The following is a 22,117-nucleotide window of genomic DNA, read 5'->3' as shown; positions in this document are numbered from 1 at the left end:
TGTATACACATTACTGGTTTTCTAACCAGTTTTACTGATCGGGAAGGTTGGTATCAAAAAGGCTTACCGGAACCTGTAAATTTGTAACGATAAAAGAATAAGGTATGGAAGAGATCGTAAAAATTGGTAGCATCGCGCACTACAATGCCATACGGGGCGTAACTACCAAACATCCCCTGGTTACAGTAATTGACCTCTCTAGAGCGCAACCGATGCCTGCCAAATCATTCAACTTTGGTTTGTATGCAGTGGGGCTTAAAGAACTTAACTATGGCCAATTGCGCTATGGAAGAAGGCACTATGATTACCAGGAAGGAAGTCTGATATTTATAGCGCCCGGACAGGTAGTAGGTGTGCAACCTGGCTTTGAACTATTTGCTCCGAAAGGCTGGGTATTACTCTTTCATCCCGACCTGATAAATGGTACGCCATTGGGTAAACAGATTCAGGATTATTCTTTCTTTTCGTACAATGTAAACGAAGCGCTTCACCTGTCGGATAAAGAGAGGAGTATCGTGATTGATTGCTTCTTAAAAATTGAGTATGAACTAGATCAAAATATAGACAAACACAGTAAAGGACTGATTGCATCCAACATCGGGTTGCTGCTCAATTACTGCATCCGTTTTTACGACCGCCAGTTTATTACGCGCGACAATGCAAATAAAGGAATCCTGGAACGGTTTGAATACATATTGAACGGCTATTTTTTATCCGATAAACCGCAGAACGAGGGCTTGCCTTCCGTAGCTTATTGTGCCGAAGCCCTGCATTTATCCCCCAACTATTTTGGTGATTTGGTGAAGAAAGAAACAGGCAAATCTGCGCTGGAATACATTCAGTCAAAAGTGATAGAGGTGGCAAAAGACAGACTGTTTGACAGGAATAAATCCGCGAGTGAAATTGCTTACGAATTAGGGTTTAAATACCCGCAGCATTTCACGCGTTTATTCAAACAAAAAGTAGGCATTACGCCTAATGATTACCGGATGATGAATTAAATGAACTCGTTTAAATAAACGGAAAAACAGTAGCAAGAGTGAACCTGCTACTGTTTTAATCATGCTATTTTTATTTTTTAATCATCTGTATCACCATTTCAGGGCCGGTTTTATTTGAGTCTTCCCGCAGTAGCCTTGAAAATCTCCGCATTGCCGGTAATCTGGTAGGTAGCATTGTAGGCAGTGAAAACGCATTGGCCTTTCTGCACGGAAATAGTGTCTTCTCCTTTAATAGTAGCACTACCATTTATCACGATCAGGATTTCTGCCGCCCGGGCCGTATGCTGATAGGTTTGTCCTTCGGAGATATTTATTTTACTTACTTCAAAATCGGGAGCAGGCGATGGATAAATTCTTTCCAGTCCGTCGGCACTCAGATCGCCCTTGATGATATGTGGGTGGATACCTTCAAAACGAGTATGTTTCAGCAACTCCGGCACATCTACGTGTTTGGGAGTAAGACCACCACGCAGTACGTTATCTGAATTGGCCATCAGCTCTACGTTCTGTCCTTCGAGATAGGCATGTGGTACGCCCGCATCCTGGAATACGGCATCACCGGGTTGTACCTGCATAATATTAAAAAAGTAGATGGAAAAGATACCCCTGTCCAGCTTATCCTTACTGTTAGGATCATTTAACACGGCACGGGCAGCCCAGAAGCCCGGATCTGTTTTCGCTAACTGGTTAGTTTTATACAGCGGTATGAGGCGATCGGTCAGCGGTCGGAGAATAATATTCACCAACGATTGCGGCATCTCCATTACATTCTTATACAAACCGAAATAACCTTCATTTTCGTATATGCTTACCAGTGAAGTAAACTCCGGTACGGCATTTAATACCTCCTGCAACTGTGCATGTGGCAGAAAGCCATGTAACAGGTAAAATTCACTCAGCGCCACCATAATTTCAGGTTTATGGTTGTCGTCTTTGTAATTGCGGTTAGGAGCATTCAGCGGAATACCTTCGGCATTTTCCCTGGCAAACCCTTTCTCTGCTTCGCTTTTAGTAGGATGTACCTGTATAGACAACATGTCTTTTACATCCAGTATCTTAAAAAGAAAGGGCAGCTCTTTGAATTTTTCCCATACAGCCGGGCCGGTAATATTGGCTGGATCCAGCTGTATCAGCTGGTTCAGCGGTTCCTGGCCGGTGGCTGTAGTAATGAGGGAAGGAGCGCTGGGGTGCGCACCCATCCAGTACTCTGCACTAGGTTGATCAGTAGGCGTAATGCCCAGTAATTCAGGAATGTAGGTATATCCTCCCCATGCATAATGCTGCACTTTTCCTTCCAGTCTGAATAAGTTCATATATGGTTATCTGTTTTACTTGTTAAATAGCCGAGAATGAATAAATTTATATGCCTGCAAAAATAGGTGTTAAGTAGAATATTTTTCCCTTGATTATTCCTGCTTAGCAGTTTGTGATACCTAACCCTGAAAATATATGCATCATTTATCGTTGGGCCAGCAGGGCGAAGCCATTGCCCAAGCTTATGTGCGCCGCCACTGTAGTGTGTTGCATGTCAACTGGAAGTCCGGCCGGAGAGAAATTGACATCATTGCCGGAAAAGACAACAATATCTATTTCATTGAAGTAAAAACGCGTTGCAGCGATCGTTATGGATGGCCGGAAGAGGCGGTCAACTATAAAAAGGAGGAACACATCCGTAGTGTAGCCTCCGATTACTTGCTGCAATATGGACTCCATCCCGTAAGTATCCGGTTCGATATTATCGCCATTACATTTTATGGCGACACCTATGACCTGATGCATTTGAGAGATGTGTTCTAATGAGCGGAAAGCATAAAACGCAAGCAAAAAGCTATTGAAACTATTAAAAAGGTACAAGCCATTCGCTTCGCTAGCTTTTACTTTGCACTTATGCCCTGTTCCTTAACCAGTTATTAACAAAAAAATGCCTGTGATAATTTTATAATAGTATCAATATTTATATATTTGCATCGCTTTTAGAACTAACCCCTTGTTGTTACCCACTCCGGTATACCGGTAGTTTTCAAGCAAATTATTTCACGGGAAACCCATAACAAGGTGATGACAACCTATGCAGGTGGTTTGTGGCTGGTATTACAGTTACAACAGGAAGTGGGGAGCAGAAAATAGAAATTAATACAAGAACAGCGTTTGTTTAACCTAAGCGCAGTAATGCACTCAAACATATTGATCGCAGAAATTGCTTTCGGGAGTTAACAAAAAAGCTCCGTCCCTGGGACGGAGCTTTTCTATTATTGGAATATCGCTTACCACAAACCGGTATAGTTATGTGGCGTAATGGCTTTCAGTTCTTTCTTCAGTGCAGCGCTGATCTTCAGGCCATCTACAAACTTGTGCATGCTTTTCTGTGTAATCTGTTCTCCGCCACGGGTCAGCTCCTTCAGGGCTTCGTAGGGTTGCGGGTAGTTTTCACGACGCAATACCGTTTGAATGGCTTCTGCTACTACCGCCCAGTTGTTTTCCAGGTCGTCTTTCAGCTTGGCTTCGTTCAGGATCAGTTTACCTAATCCTTTCTGGATAGATTTGGTAGCCAGCAGGGTATGACCAAAAGGAACGCCGAGGTTACGCAATACCGTAGAATCGGTCAGATCGCGCTGTAAACGGGAGATCGGTAACTTGGCGCTAAGATGCTCAAAGAGGGCATTTGCCAGTCCCAGGTTACCTTCGGCATTTTCGAAGTCAATCGGGTTCACCTTGTGTGGCATTGCAGAAGAACCTACTTCATTCTTCTTGATTTTCTGCTTGAAGTAGTCCATGGAGATGTAAGTCCATATATCCCGGCAGAAATCCAGTAATATCGTATTGATACGTTTGAGCGCATCGAATTGCGCGGAGATATTATCGTAGTGCTCAATCTGCGTGGTATATTTCATACGTTGCAGGCCCAGCGTGGTGTTCACGAATTTTTCGCCGAATTTTTCCCAGTTGATTTTAGGGAAAGATACGTAGTGAGCATTGAAGTTACCGGTGGCGCCCCCAAACTTCGCTGCAAAAGGAATGTGTCCCAGCAGGTTTACCTGGCCTTCCAGGCGCTCTACAAATACCAGTATTTCTTTACCGAGAATGGTAGGTGAAGCGGGTTGTCCGTGGGTACGGGCTAGCATTGGCACCTTCATCCAGGATTCGCCTAATTTCTTTAACTCCAGGATCAGGTTGGCCAGTGCCGGCATATATACGTGCTCGATAGCATCTTTCCAGAAGAGAGGAGTAGCGGTATTGTTCACGTCCTGGGAAGTGAGGCCGAAATGTACCCATTCCAGTTTATCTTCCAGTCCCAGGTTTTTCAGTTCATTCTTCAGAAAATACTCCACAGCCTTTACATCGTGGTTGGTAATCTTTTCTGTGTCTTTGATCAGCTGTGCATGCTCGATAGTGAATTCCTGATAAATCTTACGCAGGGCAGGGAATTTGGCTTTGGGCAGTGTAAACAGCTTCTGCTCCGACAGTGCAATAAAATATTCCACCTCTACCATCACACGGTAACGGATCAACGCAAATTCAGAAAAATAATTGGCCAGCTCGTCCAGTTGCTTGCGATAGCGCCCGTCCAGCGGAGAAATGGCAGTTAAAGGTTGTAGTTGCATATTCCAGTATTACAATTAACGTTTTTAGCGGCAACAAGTCACATTTACCCGCCAACAAATATTCATTTGGAACTTGTTAACCGGGATTTAATTACTTTTGCAGCTTCAAAATTACTGAAATTGGAACGGAAAGTAAAAGTTGCGGCTGTAAGTTATTTGAATACGAAGCCTTTATTGTATGGATTCAGGAATCATCCGGTGATGGAGATGATGGAATTATCGATGGATTATCCGGCTAAGATAGCCCAGCAGCTGATAGATGGAGAGGTAGACTTAGCCCTGGTGCCAGTGGCTATTATTCCGCAACTGAAGGAATACTATATCATAGCAGATTACTGTATCGGAGCAGAGGGACCAGTGGCCTCTGTTTGTTTATATAGCGATGTGCCCCTGAATGAAATAAAACGGATTTATCTCGACTACCAAAGCCGTAGCTCGGTAGCGCTGCTGCAGGTGCTGGTACGCGAATACTGGAAACTCGATGTGGAATTTGTGGATACCAACGGCGATTACCAGGACCAGATCAAAGGCACTGATGCCGGGCTGGTGATTGGCGACCGTGCACTAGCTCAGCGTAAAGTATCTCCTTATATATATGATCTGGCAGAAAACTGGGTACGCTTTACCAGCCTGCCTTTTGTTTTCGCTGCCTGGATCAGTAACAAACAGCTTCCCGCAGCTTTCATAAAGGAGTTCAGTAACGCTACCAGCCTGGGTATTAAAAATATCCCGGCGGTAGTGGCAGAAAATCCTTACGATATCTACGACCTGGCTACCTACTATATTCATAACATCAGTTATCCGCTTACTCCCGCTAAAAGACAAGGAATGCAGCGCTTCCTGGGATACCTGCTGGAAGAGCACTAAGCATAATGCATAAAGCACAAAGCTACCTTAATGAAGATGGTATTGTATTTATTATTAATATAAATTATCTGCCATCTTCATTAAGGTAGCTTTGTGCTTTATGCCCTAAGCTTTCAGCTTTTTTAGTTATCTTCATGTTTCGCACTATCCTTAAATAATTGCGCATGAAAATTGGTATCCTTGGAAGCGGTCCGGTAGGATTAACCCTCGGCGTAGGGCTTATTCAAAATGGACATGATGTTACTATCGGTACCCGGAATCCCTCCAGGGAATCGTTGCAACAATGGGTGAAGAAACAGGGAAAGCAAGCCATGGCAGGTACTTTCAGGCAGGCCGCCGAATTTGGTGAAATGTTATTGATCTGTACCAGCTGGGGCGGCACACAAAAAGCGATCGAAGCTGCAGGCATCTGGAACTTCAAAACCAAAACCGTGGTAGATGTCACCAATCCCCTGGATGGCAAAGGCCCCGATGATCACGGTCGACTCACCTTCACTATCGGCCATAATAATTCCGCCGGCGAACAAATTCAAGCCTGGTTACCACCCGACGCCAATGTAGTAAAAGCCCTGAGCTGCATAGGCCACGAACGCATGTTTTTACCCAACTTCCGGGAAGGAGCGCCCACTATGTTTATCGCCGGCAATAGTGCTGCGGCAAAAAAAGAAGTTACCGATTTATTATTCCAGATAGGCTGGGAGGATGTAGCCGATATGGGGAGAATTGAAATGAGCCGGAGCATAGAGCCACTTTCTATCTTGTGGGCGGCATATGGGTACCTGAATAACAGCACCTCCCACGCCTTTAAAATGCTGAGGGGATAAAAAAGGCCCACCAGCTGGAAACTACTTCCCCGCAAATGGGCCATGATACTTTATTGCACCTGCTTTGTGTGAATATAAAAGTTCTTGTCTACTTCAAAATCCTTCAGATTACTCAACGTAACGCTGGAACTACGCCATAACGTTCCCGGATATATTAATTTATAACCGTTGTCGCTCAGCTTTACTTTTACGGGCATATTAAAATCCTTTACATCTGTTACCCAACGGTATTGTACCTGTTGGCCTTTAAAGCGGTATTCCAGCGTGGGAACAGTTGTATGACGAAGGTATTGATCAAACACTTTGCTCAGATCCATCCCTACGGCATTGCTCATATATTGCTCTATTTCTTTGGTGGTCACTGTTTGATGATAAAAGGTTTTATTCAATCCCCTCAACATTTGCCGGAAGGCCTCATCGTTTTCCATGATCTGCCGGATATTATGGATCATGTTGGCTCCTTTGTAATACATATCTCCACTGCCCTCTGCATTCACGCCATAGGGCGCAATGATAGGCACGTCATTCTTGATGTTCTTCCGGATGCCCTGCAGGTATTCATTTGCGGCTTTCAGTCCATATTGACATTCTGTAAAGAGCGTTTCAGAATAATTGGTAAAGGATTCATGTATCCACATGTCTGCCAGGTCTTTACTGGTGATACTGTTACCAAACCATTCATGCCCGCTTTCATGGATAACGAGAAAATCCCATTTTAATCCCCAGCCGGTGCCGGAAAGATCGGTGCCTTTATATCCCATCTTGAACTTGTTGCCATAAGCTACTGCGCTCTGGTGCTCCATGCCCAGGAAAGGCGTTTCCACCAGCTTGTAACTGTCCTGGTAAAAAGGATATTTACCAAACCAGTATTCGAAGCATTTCAACATAGGCTTCACTACCTGGAAATGTTCTCTGGCTTTCTCCCCGTTATAATCCAATACCCAGTAACCCAGTTCCAGCTTCCCGCCCTCTCCGGAGTAACTGTCTTTCATTTCTATATAATTGCCAATATTAATGGCCACATCATAATTATTGATCGGGTTGTTCACCTGCCATATAAAGGTGTGGGTGCCATCGCCGTTTTCAATGGTTTTCTTCAGCCGTCCGTTGGATACGTCTACCAGTTCAGAGGGAACAGTTACGTTGATCGTCATTGCCTCCGGCTCGTCGCTCTGCGTATCTTTATTGGGCCACCAGATGCTGGCGCCGATACCCTGTACTGCACTGGCTATCCAGGGCCGGCCTTTTTCGTCCTTTGCCCATACGATGCCACCATCCCAGGGCGCATTTTTAGCTACCCGGGGTTTACCGCTATAAAATACAGTGAGCTGCTTCTTTTTATCTTTTGTTTGGGGAGATGATAGCCGGATAAACCATGCATTGCCATCCCGGGTAACGGACAGGGATTTCTTGTCTTGTATAACGCTGTCTATCACCATAGGCATCTGCAGGTCTATCTGCAGAAGGGTGTCGGGTTTCAATACCCTATAGGTAATGGTGTTGAAACCGCTGAAGGTACTGTCTTCCGTATTGACAGTTACGTGCAGGTCGTAGTGAATAACGTCCCACCATACACGCTGGGGAGCGTTGATATTGCCCCGCAGGCTATCTGCCCGGGTGAAGTGTTCCTGGGCGCTGGAGGCCAATGTTGCCAATAACACTATACATAGCATTGTGATGCCGCGCATATTATTCGTATATTTTAACCTGAAAGATATTAATTTACTGCCAAATGAAAAGTTGTTATTGTCAGGCGGTTATAATTAAATGGAGGCTTGTCCTCCTCAGCGGCTTATTATGGGTATCCTGTACGCCATCGGAAAAACGGTCGTTGTCCGTATTCCGGTACAACAGTACCTATACAATTGCCAGTCTTGACCCGGCCTTTGCCAAAAGCCAGGAAGTAATATGGGCGGTAAAACAGTTATATAATACGCTGGTGGAACCCGACAGCAACCTGGAAATCCGTCCTTCGCTGGCCAGGCAATGGCAGGTGTCGGCCGATCACCGCACCTATACCTTTGATCTGCGCACGGATGTCTATTTCCACGACAGTGATATTTTTCCCGGAGGAAAAGGTCGTCGTATGACGGCCCACGATGTGGTATATAGCCTGAAACGCATCATGGACCCGGCTACCGCATCATCGGGCGCCTGGATATTCAATGGTAAACTTAGCGCCGATAGTGGTTTCAAGGCCCTCAATGATTCAACGTTTTCTATTACCCTGTACCGGCCTTTCCATCCGATATTGGGCATTCTTAGTATGCAATATTGCTCCGTGATACCACATGAGGCCGTGGAAAAATACGGGAAAGACTTTCGCAGCCATCCCTGCGGTACAGGACCTTTCCGCTTCTTCTTCTGGGATGAGGGCCAGGCCCTGGTGCTGCACCGCAATCCCGATTATTTTGAGAAAGACGAAAACGGGCAACGCTTACCTTACCTGGAAGCAGTACAGGTGAGCTTCCTGGAAAGCAAAGCATCAGAGTTCCTGCTCTTTCGCCAGGGCCGGCTGGATTTTATGAACGATATCGATGCGTCGTTTAAAGATGAGGTGTTGACCAAGCAAGGCCGGCTGCGAAAGGAATGGGAGGGGAAAATGGTACTCAGCAAACATCCCTATCTGAATACGGAATACCTCGGCATCCTGGCGGACAGCGCCAACCCGCTGGTACGTAACTCGCCTCTGCATTTCAGAAAAATCAGGCAGGCCATCAATTATAGTATAGACCGTATCAAAATGATGACCTACCTGCGTAACGGCATAGGTACTGCGGCCACCTCCGGGTTTGTGCCGGCGGGCTTGCCCTCATTCGATTCCAGCCAGGTAAGAGGATATCCCTACAATCCCGGGCTGGCCCGGCAACTGTTGCGGGAAGCGGGGTATCCCGACGGAAAGGGATTGCCGGTAATCAAGTTGCTGTCTATCCCTATTTATGCTGACCTGGCCAACTACGTAGCCAATCAGGTGCAGGAGATAGGGATCCGTGTGCAGGTGGAGGTACTGCAGAAAAGCCTGCTGCTGGAGCAAACCGCTAAATCCCAGGCGCTTTTTTTCCGCGGTAGCTGGATAGCTGACTACCCCGATGCCGAAAGCTACCTGGCCATGTTTTACAGTAAGAACCCGGCGCCTCCCAATTATACCCGCTATAACAACCCGGCTTTCGACCGCCTCTATGAGCAGGCACTGGAGGAGAACAACGACAGTATTCGTTATAGACAGTACCAGGCCATGGATAACATGATCACTTCAGATGCCACCGTAGTGCCCCTGTTTTACGATGAGGTAATCCGGCTGGTACAGCCGAATGTAACCGGGTTAACAGGTAACGGCATGAATATGTTGGAGTTACGACGGGTAAGGAAATATTGAGATTTAAAATTATTTTAACTTTTCCTTCACCAACAGGATCGCTTTTTTATGGGTTTATCGGTCAAATTAGTGTAACTTTGGCGCTTATTTGTCACTTTACAAAGTATAGAAATGACGGCGATCCTGATATTCTTTTGTGTGCACTGGTTCTTTTCCTTGTTTTTTCACACATTCTATTTACACAGGTATGCATCTCACCAAATGTATACTACCAGCAAGTTCTGGGAGCGTTTCTTTTATTTCAGCACCTGGTTTTTCCAGGGATCTTCTTACCTGATACCAAGAGCTTATGGCGTAATGCACCGCATGCACCACGAGTTTAGCGATACCGAACATGACCCGCATTCTCCACACTTCTTTAAAGACGTTTGGGGTATGATGGTGCAAACCCGCAAAATCTATAATGGTTTTGTAACCCGTACAAACGTAGTAGATCCTAAATTTACCGCAGAGCCATTACCAGAATGGGATGCCATGGATAAATTCGGCGACAGCAACATTACCCGCTTCGCATGGATGGCTGCTTATGTTGCTTTTTACGTGGTATTTGTACCTGCCGGTATGTGGTATCTTTATTTATTACTGCCTATCCACTTCCTGATGGGACCTGTACAAGGTGCTATCGTTAACTGGTGCGGTCACAAATACGGTTACCAGAATTTTGATAACGGCGATCATTCCAGGAACACCTCTCCATGGGGTATTGTGTTACTCGGAGAACTGTTCCAGAATAATCACCATAAATTCAAAGACAGTCCTAACTTTGCCAAGAAATGGTATGAGCTGGATCCCAGCTACCAGGTAATGAAGTTGCTGAACTTTGTGGGTATTATCAAGCTGAAACCTGCGCTGGTGACGCCAGCACAGATGAAGCGGGCTAAGGCCGCCTGATGAAAGCGTACAATCAATCTGTTACAATAATAAAAATGCCCTGCCGTAATGGTAGGGCATTTTTTATGTCGAAAAGCGCCGTTTATATGCGCCGGAAAGGCTTATACATGGTATGTTGTGCCAGCGCCAGCATAGGCCTGTCGCCTTTGGTATCGCCATAGGCATATATTTCCTGGAAATTCTCCAGGTGATATGCCTGGCGGATACGGTTTACCTTTTCTTCTCCATTGCAGTTGAGTCCCTGTATCTTCCCGGTAATTACCTTATTTTTTACTTCCAGCCGCGTCCCCAGGCAAACAATGTTTTCCCGCCTGCACCAGGAAGCCACCCAGTCCTGTGCCGAGGCGGTCACCACTACCACATGATGTCCTTGCTGCTGATGTTTTCGTATAGCCGTCAATGCTGAAGGCCGTATCAGCGCGGGTAATCGTTCCCTGGAAAATTTTTCACAGCCTGCTGAGAATTCAGCGACCGGCATATCTGCAAAAAAATATCCCAATACCTCTTCCTTTAATTCCTGGGCTGGCATCATTTTCAAAAAGTACCGGATAAACGCCGGTGCCAGTTGCACTACACCGGCGTACATAGCCGCCCGGCCCCTGTGGAACCTAATGATTTCCCACAGGGTATCTTTACGGGTGATGGTACCGTCGAAATCGAAAAAGGCGATGGTCACAAGGATAGTTTTTTGAAAATGCTTTCGGGAATAAGTTTGATAATGAGCATAATATACCTCCAGTGCCATTTAACATACAGCACATTTTTCTTTTTTTCTATTCCTTTAAAAACAGCCTGGGCCACTGCTTCCGGCTGGGCAGTCAGTAAAGGAGGGAGGGTAAGGTGCTGGGTCATCCGGGTATTAACAAACCCTGGTTGCACACTCATCACGTGTACGCCGCTACGAAAAAGACGGTTCCTCAGCCCACTGAGGTAGGCGGTAAAGCCGGCCTTGGCACTGCCATATATATAGTTGCTTTGTCTTCCTCTTTCACCGGCAACAGAGCTGATCCCCACAATAATGCCTTGTTTTCTATCAGCATAACTGTTGGCTACCACATTGAGAATAGATACCGCCCCGGTATAGTTGGTATCGATAATGGTGGCTGCTTCGTCCCATTCTTGTTGCGCCTTTTCCTGGTCGCCAAGGTAGCCAAACACACAGATGGTAATATCCGGTATTGCTGGCAACCCCGCGTAAAATGCGGCATGCGAGGAAAAGTTGGTGGCATCAAATGCATGAGTGGTAACGCTAACGCCATAACGTACCTGCAAATCCTGTTGTTGGGGGATAAGGGTGTCGGCAGCCCTTGCTGCTAACTGTATATTATATTTTTCGGCAGCAAACCTCCGCGCAATGGCGATAGCCATATCGGAACCGGCGCCTAAAAGTAAAATGGTCGGCATGTGGTGTTTCGTTAATAGGGTACACTATTTAGTCAAAGACAAACGCTCCGATTGGAGGGATTCAAACCGTGCGTTGCTATTATATTGCTTCACAATGTCAGCAAACCTGCCGGCATTGGGATAACTGTTCCAGAATATTTCCCGCTTCATCCGGGCATCTTTAGACAGGTATAATCTGCCTCCATATTGTAATACAATTTCGTCCAGCTCATCCAGGAATTCAAACAGCCCTTTTCGTATAGGAAAATCCAGGGCCAGTGTATAGCCCTCCATAGGGAAGGAGATAAGGCTTTCCTGTTTACCAAATACTTTTAATACAGCCAGGAAGGAACCCCAGCCTTTGTCGCTAATGCGTTTGAGGATGGTAATCAGGCCTTCTTTCTGCTCCAGGGAAACGACAAACTGGTACTGTACAAACCCGGCTTTACCATAACCCCGGTTCCAGTGAAGAATGGCATCCAGGGGGTAAAAGAACGGTTCGTAAGGAATGACTTTGTGCATTTCCCTTTTATAGTTCTTCCCGTAATACAACCAATTAAACGCCTTTACCGTAAAAGTGTTCAACGCAAAAGAGGGCAGGTTAAAGGGCAGGGTCAGCTTTCGTTTAGCTGGTAGTGTAAGGGGCGCCTTCCGCTGCACTGCGCTGAGCTCTTCTGGGGTGGCATGTTCGCCTATTATGAGGATACTACGCCCGAAGCTATCGCCCTTTTGCAGGCAATCGATCCAGGCCATGGAGTAAGTGTAGTGCTTATATTCTTCAAAAAGCCGGATCACTTCCTCCAGGTTTTTTGCTTTCAGCTGCGTTTGACGGATATAAGCGGTAGAGATTTGCTTCAAACCGAACTTTACCCGGGTAATAACGCCGGTGAGCCCCATGCCACCGCAGGTGGCCCAGAATAGATCGGGGTGTTGACTAGCGGAGCAGCAAATGGTTTCGCCGGAGCCGGTGAGTACATCCATATCGATAATATGGCCGGAGAAGGCGCCGTCCACGTGATGGTTCTTTCCATGTACATCAGAAGCAACAGCGCCGCCCACTGTAATATATTTGGTACCGGGTGTTACAGGTAAAAACCAACCTTTAGGAACAATGATATCGAGGATTTGATCCAGGGTTACGCCGGCCTGGACATCCATAATGCCCTTTTCGGTGTCGAAAGCCAGCATCTTATCGTACTTCAGCATAGATATGCTGTGGTCACCCAGGGAGGCGTCTCCATAACAACGTCCATTACCACGGGCTATCATATGGGTATTGGCCAACACATACTCCCGGAGTTGTTCTTCCTGGGTAAAGGCATTTTCGTCGCTGGTAATAGCCGGGTAGTTACCCCAATTTGCTAACCGTTTTTGCATTATTCAAAAAATGTTTTGTCTGTCGGTAAATAAATTAAAATATAAAAATTAAGCACCCACAGGAATATGGTCAATTGAATAAAACGGTCTTTATATAGGATTTTAGTGGGAGAGCCGGTATTGTTCTCCACGTAGGTTATTTGCAAATATCGTAATAATCCGCCAATTACAAAGAGAGTGGTGTAATATAGGCGGTAGGTCTTAAACCGCAGCTGGGTTTCTGGCGAAATAGTATACATTAAATAGCATACAATGATGACTGCCGATACCAACGCGAGCATCACATTGAGAAAGTCCATATTATACCCGGAGGCTGCTTTCCGCATATCTTTACCGGAATCCATTTTTATCAGGATATCATCCCGGCGCTTGGCGATAGCCATAAAAAGGGCCAGCAGGAAGATCATGATCATCAGCCACTCCGATATGGCTACCTCGGCCGCTACACCGCCGGCCTTTACCCGCAATACAAATCCAACTGAGAGGATCATGATATCGAGGATAGAGATATTCTTCAGCCCAAAGCAATAAGCCAGGTTCATGATAAAATAAAGGCCCAGCACAAACGCGAATTTCTCCCTCACCAGGCAGGCAATGGCAAATCCACCTGCCACACAAAGCACAAAAAGCCATAATGCCGTCGTCGTGGAAATAGCCCCCGAAGCCAGTGGCCGTTTACATTTCACCGGGTGCAGCCGGTCGGCAGCCACATCGCGGTAGTCGTTCAAAATATAGATGCTGCTAGCCACTAAACTGAAGGCAACGAAAGAGATAAGTAACTGTATTAGTTTGGTGGTATTGAAGATTTCCCCTGCAAAGAAAAGCGGAATAAAAAGGAATGCATTTTTTATCCAGTGTTTTGGCCTGAGTAATTGAATGTATTTCATGGGGAACTAAAAAGTTGATTCTGACAGCCCAAGATACAATTTATTCAATTACTTTTGCCACCATTCACATTACCGGATTATTACAAATAACCGCTAATCCCAATTTCTATGTCGCTTATTTCCCTAAAGGATCGCAAGTGGTCCATTACCGAAAGCATTATTATTATTGTACTGGCATTGGTCCCCCTGTTCGTTACCTTCCCTTACCGGGTAAATATATTCCTTTCCTGGGAGGGTGCCTACCGGTTGTCATCCGGACAAATCCCCTACAAGGATTTTGGTACGCCACTGGGATATGGTTACTGGATTATTCCCGCCATCTTCTTCAAAATCTTTGGGCCAGAGCTGATTACGTTGGTAAAAGCCCAGGTGTTTATTAATATTATTTCAGGTTTTGCTTTCCGCTCCATCCTTAAAAGCCTGGACCTGCCTAAAGGGGCACGCCTGTTGTCGGTGCTGGTTTTTGTATTGTCTTATTCGTTTTTCAACTTTTGGCCCTGGTATAACCATACGGTCATTGTATATGAACTGGTGGGTATCAGTTTTCTCCTGAAAGCCTTTTTTTCGGATAGCCGTCAACGTAGTTATGCCTGGATGGCAGCTGCTGCATTTTTTATCTTCCTGTCTATCTTTACCAAACAAGACGGTGGCGGCATGGCATTCATGCTATGCCTGGCGCTATTGGCGTATAACTGCTTCCAGACAAAGCGCTGGATCGACTTCCCCGTGTTCATTGGCATGTTTATCCTGATCGCAGTGTTCATGATTAAGCCGCTGATGCCGGGGTTTGCTTATTGGTTCAACCATGGACAGCCACCTCATAGCTCACGGCTAGCCATAAACGATTTTACTGATGAAATCATGGGTGGTTCTGACTGGATCAAGGGATACCTGGTGCTGGTAGCACTGTGCCTTGTTGCCAAAGTAAGACAATGGAATACCTGGCTGCAGCAACGCAGGCAGGTATTGTTTGCCCTGCTCACCCTGGGTATTTTAGGTGAAGCGGCTATTTTCCAGGTGACCAGCTATACGCCACCCGACAACAATATTTTCTTTCACAGTTTTGCTTTTGCCTTCATTGCCACTTACTTATGCGAGCTGTTGAAAGTAGATATCAGCCGCCCAAAGGTAATGCTGGGCGCTACTTTGCTGGTACTCTTCTGGTGGTCAGGCACCTGGTGGAAGTATGTAGGCCGGTTTACGGACCGCCTGTTTCCCACAACTGAAGTTGCAGATGCACATAATCCCAACCATGAGAATGTGGTAAACCGGCGCAACTTTATGTTAAATACCGACACTATCGACATCCCTGTATCTTCCTGGGTGTTTTCCAGCCTGAAGCCTTTCCGTAAGGTATATATGCCCGAATCGACCGTAAAAGGGATGGACCGGGTATTGGCGCTGCCTATAGTAAAAGAGAAGAAGGAAAACATTAAAGTGCTGAATATGACCGAGCTCACGCCGTTGGCAGCAGCTATGCCCTATAAACTGGAAACCGGTCCGGATTATCCCTTATGGTATCACCTGGGCGTAGGGATGTTTAACCGGCAGTTAGCCACCTTTAAACAGAGGGTACAGGAAGGTCACTATGACCTCGTGTTATTTGAATATGCCCCCGGTCTGAATAACTTTTTCCCCTTCGCATTGAGGGAGGAGTTAAAGAAAGACTACCACCAGGTAGATACATTTTATGCTCCCCGGAGACCAGTAAATGCAATTATTGAAGTATATGTTAAATAAATAATGTATTTTTACGGTATTCCTGGAGAAATCAACAGGATTTTCAAATATCTGCAGATTAAAATACTATCATCAGCATAGGAAAAGCAGCTCTTTAGGAGTTGCTTTTTTGTTTATAAATAAATTGATTTTCAATTAATTATGTTTGATAATATAAAGAACTGGTTTAAATGGTGAAATTTCCATTTTAACCTCATTTTTTATTAACCAGTAAAACTTGTTTTACTGGTTAATATTTAGTTTATCTTTGTTGCTCCAGGTCAAATTATAGAAATATGTCTGCTCAAAAATCCATTACTGATCTCCGGCTGGATGGTGGTGTTTTGTGCCTTGATTTTGTTAATACCATCAGTAACCGGAAGAAGATGCCGCCCGTAGATTATCTGCATCACTTCAAAGATGTATTGCAATGGTATGGACATACCGGCAGTTTACCCGTCAAAACGATCCATACTTTGGAACGGTTGGCAAAAGACTATCCTCAAAAGGCAGCCATTGTTTTTGATAAGAGCATAGCCTTAAGGGAATTACTGCACCAGCTGTTTTTAAGTAAGGCATCCGATAAACGCCCGACGCCGGCAGATTTGTTCCAGTTCAACAGTTATGTCGGGGAGGTCTATGCTAATATTGAAATAGGCTGGACGGCTGGCGGGGCGAAATTGCAATTCAACGCACCAGCCCTGGAGCAGGTATACTGGTGGCTGGTAAAATCGGCGGTAGATTTGTACACGGCCGACCAACCTATGCCGGTAAAGGAATGCCCCGCCTGCGGATGGCTGTTCCTGGACAAAAGCAGGAATGGATCCCGGCGTTGGTGCAGTATGAGCACTTGCGGCGATGTAGACAAAGTAACCAGGAGTTATCAGCGAGCTAAAAGAAAATTATCATGAGTAAAGAAACAGGAAGTACCATATCTTCTAAACTGATCTTTTGCCTGCTGGCAGTATATATTATCTGGGGCTCCACTTACCTTGGTATGAAGATCGCTACCAAAGTGGTACCACCCTTTATGCTGTCGGCCATGCGCTTTTTGCTGGCCGGAAGCCTATTAGGGGTGATTGGTTATGTAAAAGAGAGAAGCTGGCCGGATCGTCGCCAGTTCCTGTCTGCCTGTTTAGTCGGTATTGCATTGATAGGCATTGGTAATACTACCGTAGCTCTGGCGGTTCATCATATGCCTTCGGGACTGGTAGCATTAATGGTTGCTGCCATGCCAGCCTGGATTATGGGCATGGACTGGGCATTTTTTAGTCGTAAGCGCCCATCTTATTTAACCATGTCGGGTATTGTGGTTGGTTTCATAGGCCTGTTCCTGTTGTTTAATCCCTTTCAGGTACAGGAGACCCGTAGCTTTCCGTTATGGCCGGTAGTCATTGTAGTAGCGGGGAATATCTGCTGGGCGGCCGGAACGCTATTGGTACCGCGACTGCCAATGCCTACCCAAATTACTAGCACTGCTGTTCAGATGCTCGCCGGGGGTGTATTCTCTTTCCTTGTAAGCCTCGTTTTCGAGCCAGGCGCTGTGGCTACTATTCCATTTATGACAACAGAGGGTTGGCAAGCTTATTTTTATCTTGTATTCATTGGATCATTGGTGGGTTATACGTCCTATAGTTGGTTGTCGAAAAATGCCCCACCCCGTCTCACGGCCACTTACGCTTATATTAACCCCATTGTCGCCTTATTTCTTGGCTGGGCCATCGGGCATGAAGATATTAGCGCCATGGTAGGTGTATCCGCCGCCATTGTTATCTCCGGTGTCATTCTCATGACATTGGGGCGCCGTTGACCTATCCCTTGCTGGTAGCTGATTTAGACCTGTTTTTCAGTATTTTCTCTTTCTTTTCCGCCTGATAATGTTTATCTTGCCAACTTCACATTTTTACAGGTGTAGCCCTTATCCAGCTCTGGATAAATCCTGTTGACCAACTTTCGCCTTGTAGCAGCATTGCATTAATTTATATATGTAAATTCCGCTCTTTTGGGTTCATTTTTTGTTGTATTAACGGCTATTCCTATTGAATGTAATTAGATAATAGATTATATAAACTGACTATGCGAAAGACCATTATTGTATCGAACAGACTGCCGGTAAAGATTTCAGAAGCAAACGGTGATTATACGTTAACTCCCAGTGAAGGTGGCCTGGCTACCGGCCTAGGCTCTATCTACAGGGAAGGTAATAACATTTGGGTAGGCTGGCCGGGACAGGAGATTACAGACCAGAAAGAGCAGGAGAAAGTAACAAAGCAATTGAGAAAGATGAACCTGGTGCCGGTATACCTGACGCAGGATGAAATCAACAATTTTTACGAAGGGTTTTCCAATGAAACACTGTGGCCAGTTTTCCACTATATGTCTGTTTATGCCCACTATGAACAACATTATTGGGACGCCTATTTTCAGGTCAATAAAAAATTCAGGGATATTATTTTGAAGATAGCTGAACCGGGTGACATCATCTGGATACATGATTACCAGTTGTTGTTATTACCCGGAATGATCCGGGCAGAGCTACCCGAAATCTCCATCGGCTTCTTTCAACATATTCCTTTTCCATCTTTTGAGTTATTCCGCCTCATTCCCTGGAGGGCCGAAATTCTGGAAGGGATGCTGGGTGCTGATCTCATGGGCTTTCATACCTTCGATGATACCCGTCATTTCCTGGATGCCGCCAGTCGTATCCTGCCGGTGAATACATCGGCCAACATAGTTTCTTACAATGACCGGGCTATTGTAGTGGAGACATTTCCCATGGGCATCGACTTTAACAAGTACGCCGCGCTGGGCAATTACCCCGAAGTGCAGGAGCAGATCAGGGACCTTGAACAGAACTTTGATAAGAACCAGTTGATCCTGTCGATAGATCGCCTCGATTACAGCAAAGGGATCCTGCAACGGCTGCAGGCTTTTGAATTATTACTGCAACTACATCCCGAATATATTGGGAGTGTAGTGTTGTATATGATTGTGGTGCCATCCCGTGATACGGTGCCACAATACAAGGAATTGAGGGATGAAATAGATAAGTATGTAGGGAATATCAATGCGCGTTTCAGGACACTGACCTGGCATCCGGTGCAATATTTTTATCGTGCTTTCCCCCTGGAAACCCTGTCTGCGCTATATAACTTCGCCGGTATTTGCCTGGTAACACCCATGCGCGACGGGATGAACCTCGTCAGCAAGGAATATGTGGCCAGTCGCAATAACAACGATGGCGTATTGATCCTGAGCGAGATGGCTGGTGCATCTAAAGAATTAATTGACGCTATTGTTGTCAACCCAAATAATATTGGTGCCATTACCCGTGCTATTGTAGATGCCCTCGACATGCCGCTCGCAGAACAGCAGCGGCGTATGAAACAGATGCGGACGGTGGTCGCCAAGTTTAATGTACACCACTGGGTAAGGCTGTTTATGACCCGATTACAGGAGGTAAATGAAATGCAACAAAATATGCTGGCCCGCCGGGTCAACCAGGAAACTGCTGTATCGATCCGGCAGCAATATTTCCAGGCGAAGAAACGTATCATCTTTCTCGACTATGACGGGACCCTCGTAGGTTTTCAGCCTAATATAGACATGGCTTCACCTGACCAGGACCTGTACCAACTGCTAAAAGAGCTGACCAACATCCCAGGCAATGACCTGGTAATGATCAGTGGCCGGAACCATGAAACGCTGGGAGAATGGTTTGGTCATCTTAAGCTGGATCTCATTGCAGAACATGGTGCCTGGCAGAAAACCCGGACGGGGGAGTGGTACCAGCTACCGGGGCTAACCGACGATTGGAAGAAAGAGCTATTACCCATTATGGAGCTGGCCACTGATCGCACCCCCGGCTCTTTTATTGAGGAAAAGAGTTACTCGCTGGTATGGCATTACCGTAAAGTAGAGTCGGGGCTGGGAGAACTAAGGGCCAATGACCTGATGAATACCTTGCGCTATTATACCGCGGAAAAGGGGTTGCAGGTATTGCCCGGCGACAAGGTGATTGAAGTGAAAAATATAGAGATCAATAAAGGGAAAGCAGCCCTGAGCTGGCTCCACCACAAGAAGTATGATTTTATTATGGCTATGGGAGATGATGTAACAGATGAGGATATCTTTAAGGCGGTTCCTGCCTCGGCCATTACAGTAAAGGTGGGCAGCCAGGTATCTGCGGCGCAGTACTATCTAAGAAGTTATCATGAAGTGAGACATTTGCTGAGAACCCTGAGAAGCCGAGAAGGGCAGGGGGTGTAGGAGAAGTTGAAAGCAGAAAGCGTAAAGCAAAAAGCTATCATATCAAATGATTTATGCGGGTGGTTATCCGCTCTAATGACTTGCTATGATAGCTTTTTGCTTTACGCTTCCTGCTTTCGCCTATAGAAAGATTGGAGCGTCCAGTTTCATGGCGATGCGGTAGGCCGCATTCATCAACCCCACATGGCTATAAGCCTGTGGGAAATTGCCCCATTGGCTGCCGGTTTCAGCTTCCACATCTTCGCTGAAAAGAAGCAGGTGATTAGAATATTGCAGTAATCTTTCGAATTCCCGCTGGGCCTCATCCAGCCGGCCTACGCAGGCAAGTGCTTCTACATACCAGAACGCACATACGAGAAAAGTGGTTTTCGGTTTACCGAAATCATCGGAGTGGAGATAACGGAAAAAGAGTCCTTCCGGTGTTTTCAATTCCCGTTCCAGCGCAGCGAGATGGTCCCTGGCCCGCTCGGAGGTGGGATCCAGGTAATTCATCATAATTAATTGCAGCGTGCTGGCATCCAGGTATTTACTACCAGCGGCGTTGGTATATACTTTTCTTACGGGGTCATAACAGCTTTCTATGTGAGCTGCCGCACGTTCTTTTAGCGCGGTGGCCCGTTGTAACAGTGCCTGGTTGCCAATAGTGCGGGCCATTTTTTCAGCAGCAGCGCAGCCGGCCCATTGAAACAGGTTCGTATAGCAATGTACGTTAGCCATGTTCCTGAACTCCCAGATACCTGCATCTTTTTCATCGATGGTCTTCTCTATTTTCTTCAGTAATAATTCTATCCAGCGATCAGAGTCCTTCCGCTCTGAGAAAATAAAGCGGTGATCGGTATATAGCGGCAGCATGGAAATCAGTACTTGTCCGTAAATATCATTCTGTATATGTTCATAGGCCTGGTTGCCAATGCGTACCGGTTTATTGTTCATATATCCATCCAGGTGGGGGAGTATGGTTTCCACCAGCTCCTTTTGCCCTGTAATGCCATATAGTGGCTGATAGCGGAAATCCCCGGAGAACGAGATATCAGTGATATACCCGAAGTAGCGTTCCATCTCCTCAAAATGACCGATATGGTTGAGCGCGGTGATAATATAATAGGTGTCCCGTAGCCAACAATAGCGGTAGTCCCAATTGCGGCCACTATCAGGGAATTCGGGTAAGCTGGTGGTGCTGGCAGCAATGATAGCGCCGGTATCTTCAAACTGGTGAATCTTGAGGGCGAGGGCCGAACGGATCACATAAGGCTGGAAATAATGGGCAATAGACGAGTGCTTGATCCAGGTTCTCCAGTAGGTAATGGTTTCCCGGAGAAATCTTTCTCCTGTACTGACCAATGGTGCTTCCAGCGGATGGCCATAGGTAAGAATAAGATACCGGGTATCGTTGAGCACAAAAAACTCATCTTCAAAAAGGTAACTCACCGCAATGTTGGTGGTGAGTCGTATGTTTTCATCGCAGCCTGCAAATTCAATATGACTACTGCCTCTCATGCGTTTGAGCTTATAGGCGCCATAGTCACACACCGGTTCACACTTTACCCGGATACGGGGAGATCCCTCCAGGGGCTCAATTTTGCGCACCAGCATCAACGGTTTAAAAAACCGCTCAAATTGCATAAACCGCGGGGCGAAGTCTGTAATCCGGTAGCTGCCTTCAGTGGTAGTAATCTCTGTACACAGGATATTGGTATTTTCCATGTAATACTGATGGGAAGAGTAGTCAGCTGCCGGAAGGATAGAAAATTCGCCGCCATTTTTTTTATCCAGTAATCCGCCGAAAATAAAGGAACTATCCATGCGGGGCCAACAAAGCCAATCGATATTTGTATTCTTATTTATATGCGCCAGGAATGCGCAATTGCCAATAAGTCCCGTCTGATAGGTGTGTCTTTCCATAATTCCTTGATTTGTTTTG

18 protein-coding genes are annotated in these 22,117 nt (G+C 46.0%); 10 read left to right on the top strand and 8 right to left on the bottom strand.

What is annotated here, in order from left to right; translation table 11 throughout:
* Nucleotides 1-104: 104 nt before the first annotated feature.
* Nucleotides 105-1,001: a helix-turn-helix domain-containing protein gene (locus HGH90_RS17070; protein WP_169191612.1), complete on the top strand. Its 897-nt coding sequence runs from the start codon at nt 105-107 to the stop codon at nt 999-1,001.
* Nucleotides 1,002-1,111: 110 nt separating this feature from the next.
* On the opposite strand, the gene manA is transcribed toward HGH90_RS17070, so the two are convergent.
* Entirely contained in the window at nt 1,112-2,314 is a 1,203-nt protein-coding gene (manA, locus tag HGH90_RS17065) for a mannose-6-phosphate isomerase, class I (RefSeq protein WP_168763200.1), read from the bottom strand.
* Between the two features lie 136 nt (nt 2,315-2,450).
* Here manA and HGH90_RS17060 point away from each other — a divergent pair, with 136 nt between their 5' ends.
* Nucleotides 2,451-2,798, top strand: coding sequence for a YraN family protein (locus HGH90_RS17060; protein ID WP_168763199.1), 348 nt, complete (start codon nt 2,451-2,453; stop codon nt 2,796-2,798).
* Between the two features lie 467 nt (nt 2,799-3,265).
* Here the strand turns inward: HGH90_RS17060 and purB are convergent, their stop codons facing one another.
* Nucleotides 3,266-4,603, bottom strand: coding sequence for an adenylosuccinate lyase (gene purB / locus HGH90_RS17055; RefSeq protein ID WP_168763198.1), 1,338 nt, complete (start codon nt 4,601-4,603; stop codon nt 3,266-3,268).
* A 120-nt stretch (nt 4,604-4,723) separates the two neighbouring features.
* Between purB and HGH90_RS17050 the strand changes: the two genes are divergently transcribed.
* Nucleotides 4,724-5,470 carry a menaquinone biosynthetic enzyme MqnA/MqnD family protein gene (locus tag HGH90_RS17050; protein ID WP_169191611.1) on the top strand — a complete coding sequence of 249 codons (747 nt, stop codon included), beginning with the start codon at nt 4,724-4,726 and terminating at the stop codon, nt 5,468-5,470.
* Nucleotides 5,471-5,634: 164 nt separating this feature from the next.
* Nucleotides 5,635-6,294, top strand: a complete 660-nt coding sequence (locus tag HGH90_RS17045; protein ID WP_168763196.1) for an NADPH-dependent F420 reductase — start codon at nt 5,635-5,637, stop codon at nt 6,292-6,294.
* A gap of 50 nt (nt 6,295-6,344) precedes the next feature.
* Here HGH90_RS17045 and HGH90_RS17040 read toward each other — a convergent pair whose 3' ends face one another.
* On the bottom strand, nt 6,345-7,982 hold the full coding sequence (locus HGH90_RS17040; RefSeq protein ID WP_169191610.1) for a M1 family metallopeptidase: 1,638 nt from the start codon (nt 7,980-7,982) through the stop codon (nt 6,345-6,347).
* Between the two features lie 44 nt (nt 7,983-8,026).
* Between HGH90_RS17040 and HGH90_RS17035 the strand changes: the two genes are divergently transcribed.
* Together HGH90_RS17035 and HGH90_RS17030 are read left to right on the top strand one after the other, a co-directional pair.
* On the top strand, nt 8,027-9,670 hold the full coding sequence (locus HGH90_RS17035; protein WP_169191609.1) for an ABC transporter substrate-binding protein: 1,644 nt from the start codon (nt 8,027-8,029) through the stop codon (nt 9,668-9,670).
* A 111-nt stretch (nt 9,671-9,781) separates the two neighbouring features.
* Nucleotides 9,782-10,561, top strand: coding sequence for an acyl-CoA desaturase (locus HGH90_RS17030; RefSeq protein ID WP_168763193.1), 780 nt, complete (start codon nt 9,782-9,784; stop codon nt 10,559-10,561).
* Between the two features lie 82 nt (nt 10,562-10,643).
* Here the strand turns inward: HGH90_RS17030 and HGH90_RS17025 are convergent, their stop codons facing one another.
* The 4 genes from HGH90_RS17025 to HGH90_RS17010 are packed head-to-tail and all read right to left on the bottom strand — an operon-like array spanning nt 10,644 to nt 14,208.
* Nucleotides 10,644-11,237 carry an HAD-IB family hydrolase gene (locus tag HGH90_RS17025; protein WP_168763192.1) on the bottom strand — a complete coding sequence of 198 codons (594 nt, stop codon included), beginning with the start codon at nt 11,235-11,237 and terminating at the stop codon, nt 10,644-10,646.
* Entirely contained in the window at nt 11,234-11,965 is a 732-nt protein-coding gene (locus HGH90_RS17020) for an SDR family oxidoreductase (protein ID WP_169191608.1), read from the bottom strand. The genes HGH90_RS17025 and HGH90_RS17020 overlap by 4 nt, the downstream gene beginning before the upstream one ends.
* 24 nt (nt 11,966-11,989) lie before the next feature.
* Entirely contained in the window at nt 11,990-13,321 is a 1,332-nt protein-coding gene (locus tag HGH90_RS17015; protein WP_168763190.1) for an FAD-binding oxidoreductase, read from the bottom strand.
* A complete protein-coding gene (locus tag HGH90_RS17010) occupies nt 13,321-14,208 on the bottom strand; it encodes a decaprenyl-phosphate phosphoribosyltransferase (protein WP_168763189.1) in 888 nt (295 codons plus the stop codon). Before HGH90_RS17010 ends, HGH90_RS17015 begins: the two co-directional genes overlap by 1 nt.
* A gap of 108 nt (nt 14,209-14,316) precedes the next feature.
* Between HGH90_RS17010 and HGH90_RS17005 the strand changes: the two genes are divergently transcribed.
* The 4 genes from HGH90_RS17005 (at nt 14,317) to HGH90_RS16990 (ending at nt 20,196) form a co-directional block, all read left to right on the top strand.
* A complete protein-coding gene (locus HGH90_RS17005; RefSeq protein ID WP_168763188.1) occupies nt 14,317-15,948 on the top strand; it encodes a hypothetical protein in 1,632 nt (543 codons plus the stop codon).
* A 275-nt stretch (nt 15,949-16,223) separates the two neighbouring features.
* On the top strand, nt 16,224-16,838 hold the full coding sequence (locus HGH90_RS17000) for a CGNR zinc finger domain-containing protein (protein ID WP_169191607.1): 615 nt from the start codon (nt 16,224-16,226) through the stop codon (nt 16,836-16,838).
* Complete coding sequence (locus HGH90_RS16995) at nt 16,835-17,737, top strand: EamA family transporter (protein WP_168763186.1); 903 nt, start codon at nt 16,835-16,837, stop codon at nt 17,735-17,737. Before HGH90_RS17000 ends, HGH90_RS16995 begins: the two co-directional genes overlap by 4 nt.
* A 266-nt stretch (nt 17,738-18,003) precedes the next feature.
* Entirely contained in the window at nt 18,004-20,196 is a 2,193-nt protein-coding gene (locus HGH90_RS16990) for a bifunctional alpha,alpha-trehalose-phosphate synthase (UDP-forming)/trehalose-phosphatase (protein WP_169191606.1), read from the top strand.
* Between the two features lie 120 nt (nt 20,197-20,316).
* Here HGH90_RS16990 and HGH90_RS16985 read toward each other — a convergent pair whose 3' ends face one another.
* Entirely contained in the window at nt 20,317-22,098 is a 1,782-nt protein-coding gene (locus HGH90_RS16985; RefSeq protein ID WP_169191605.1) for a glycoside hydrolase family 15 protein, read from the bottom strand.
* Nucleotides 22,099-22,117 lie beyond the last annotated feature (19 nt).

The organism is Chitinophaga sp. Ak27 (assembly GCF_012726295.1).
Lineage (GTDB): Bacteria > Bacteroidota > Bacteroidia > Chitinophagales > Chitinophagaceae > Chitinophaga.
This window is presented reverse-complemented; position numbering and strand designations above follow the sequence as displayed.

What these genes read in the sequence shown, in the direction of transcription:
- HGH90_RS17070 (WP_169191612.1), top strand. Translation starts at nt 105, where the DNA reads ATGGAAGAGATCGTAAAAATTGGTAGCATCGCGCACTACAATGCCATA.
- manA (WP_168763200.1), bottom strand. Translation starts at nt 2,314, where the DNA reads ATGAACTTATTCAGACTGGAAGGAAAAGTGCAGCATTATGCATGGGGA.
- HGH90_RS17060 (WP_168763199.1), top strand. Translation starts at nt 2,451, where the DNA reads ATGCATCATTTATCGTTGGGCCAGCAGGGCGAAGCCATTGCCCAAGCT.
- purB (WP_168763198.1), bottom strand. Translation starts at nt 4,603, where the DNA reads ATGCAACTACAACCTTTAACTGCCATTTCTCCGCTGGACGGGCGCTAT.
- HGH90_RS17045 (WP_168763196.1), top strand. Translation starts at nt 5,635, where the DNA reads ATGAAAATTGGTATCCTTGGAAGCGGTCCGGTAGGATTAACCCTCGGC.
- HGH90_RS17040 (WP_169191610.1), bottom strand. Translation starts at nt 7,982, where the DNA reads ATGCGCGGCATCACAATGCTATGTATAGTGTTATTGGCAACATTGGCC.
- HGH90_RS17035 (WP_169191609.1), top strand. Translation starts at nt 8,027, where the DNA reads ATGAAAAGTTGTTATTGTCAGGCGGTTATAATTAAATGGAGGCTTGTC.
- HGH90_RS17030 (WP_168763193.1), top strand. Translation starts at nt 9,782, where the DNA reads ATGACGGCGATCCTGATATTCTTTTGTGTGCACTGGTTCTTTTCCTTG.
- HGH90_RS17020 (WP_169191608.1), bottom strand. Translation starts at nt 11,965, where the DNA reads ATGCCGACCATTTTACTTTTAGGCGCCGGTTCCGATATGGCTATCGCC.
- HGH90_RS17015 (WP_168763190.1), bottom strand. Translation starts at nt 13,321, where the DNA reads ATGCAAAAACGGTTAGCAAATTGGGGTAACTACCCGGCTATTACCAGC.
- HGH90_RS17010 (WP_168763189.1), bottom strand. Translation starts at nt 14,208, where the DNA reads ATGAAATACATTCAATTACTCAGGCCAAAACACTGGATAAAAAATGCA.
- HGH90_RS17005 (WP_168763188.1), top strand. Translation starts at nt 14,317, where the DNA reads ATGTCGCTTATTTCCCTAAAGGATCGCAAGTGGTCCATTACCGAAAGC.
- HGH90_RS17000 (WP_169191607.1), top strand. Translation starts at nt 16,224, where the DNA reads ATGTCTGCTCAAAAATCCATTACTGATCTCCGGCTGGATGGTGGTGTT.
- HGH90_RS16995 (WP_168763186.1), top strand. Translation starts at nt 16,835, where the DNA reads ATGAGTAAAGAAACAGGAAGTACCATATCTTCTAAACTGATCTTTTGC.
- HGH90_RS16990 (WP_169191606.1), top strand. Translation starts at nt 18,004, where the DNA reads ATGCGAAAGACCATTATTGTATCGAACAGACTGCCGGTAAAGATTTCA.
- HGH90_RS16985 (WP_169191605.1), bottom strand. Translation starts at nt 22,098, where the DNA reads ATGGAAAGACACACCTATCAGACGGGACTTATTGGCAATTGCGCATTC.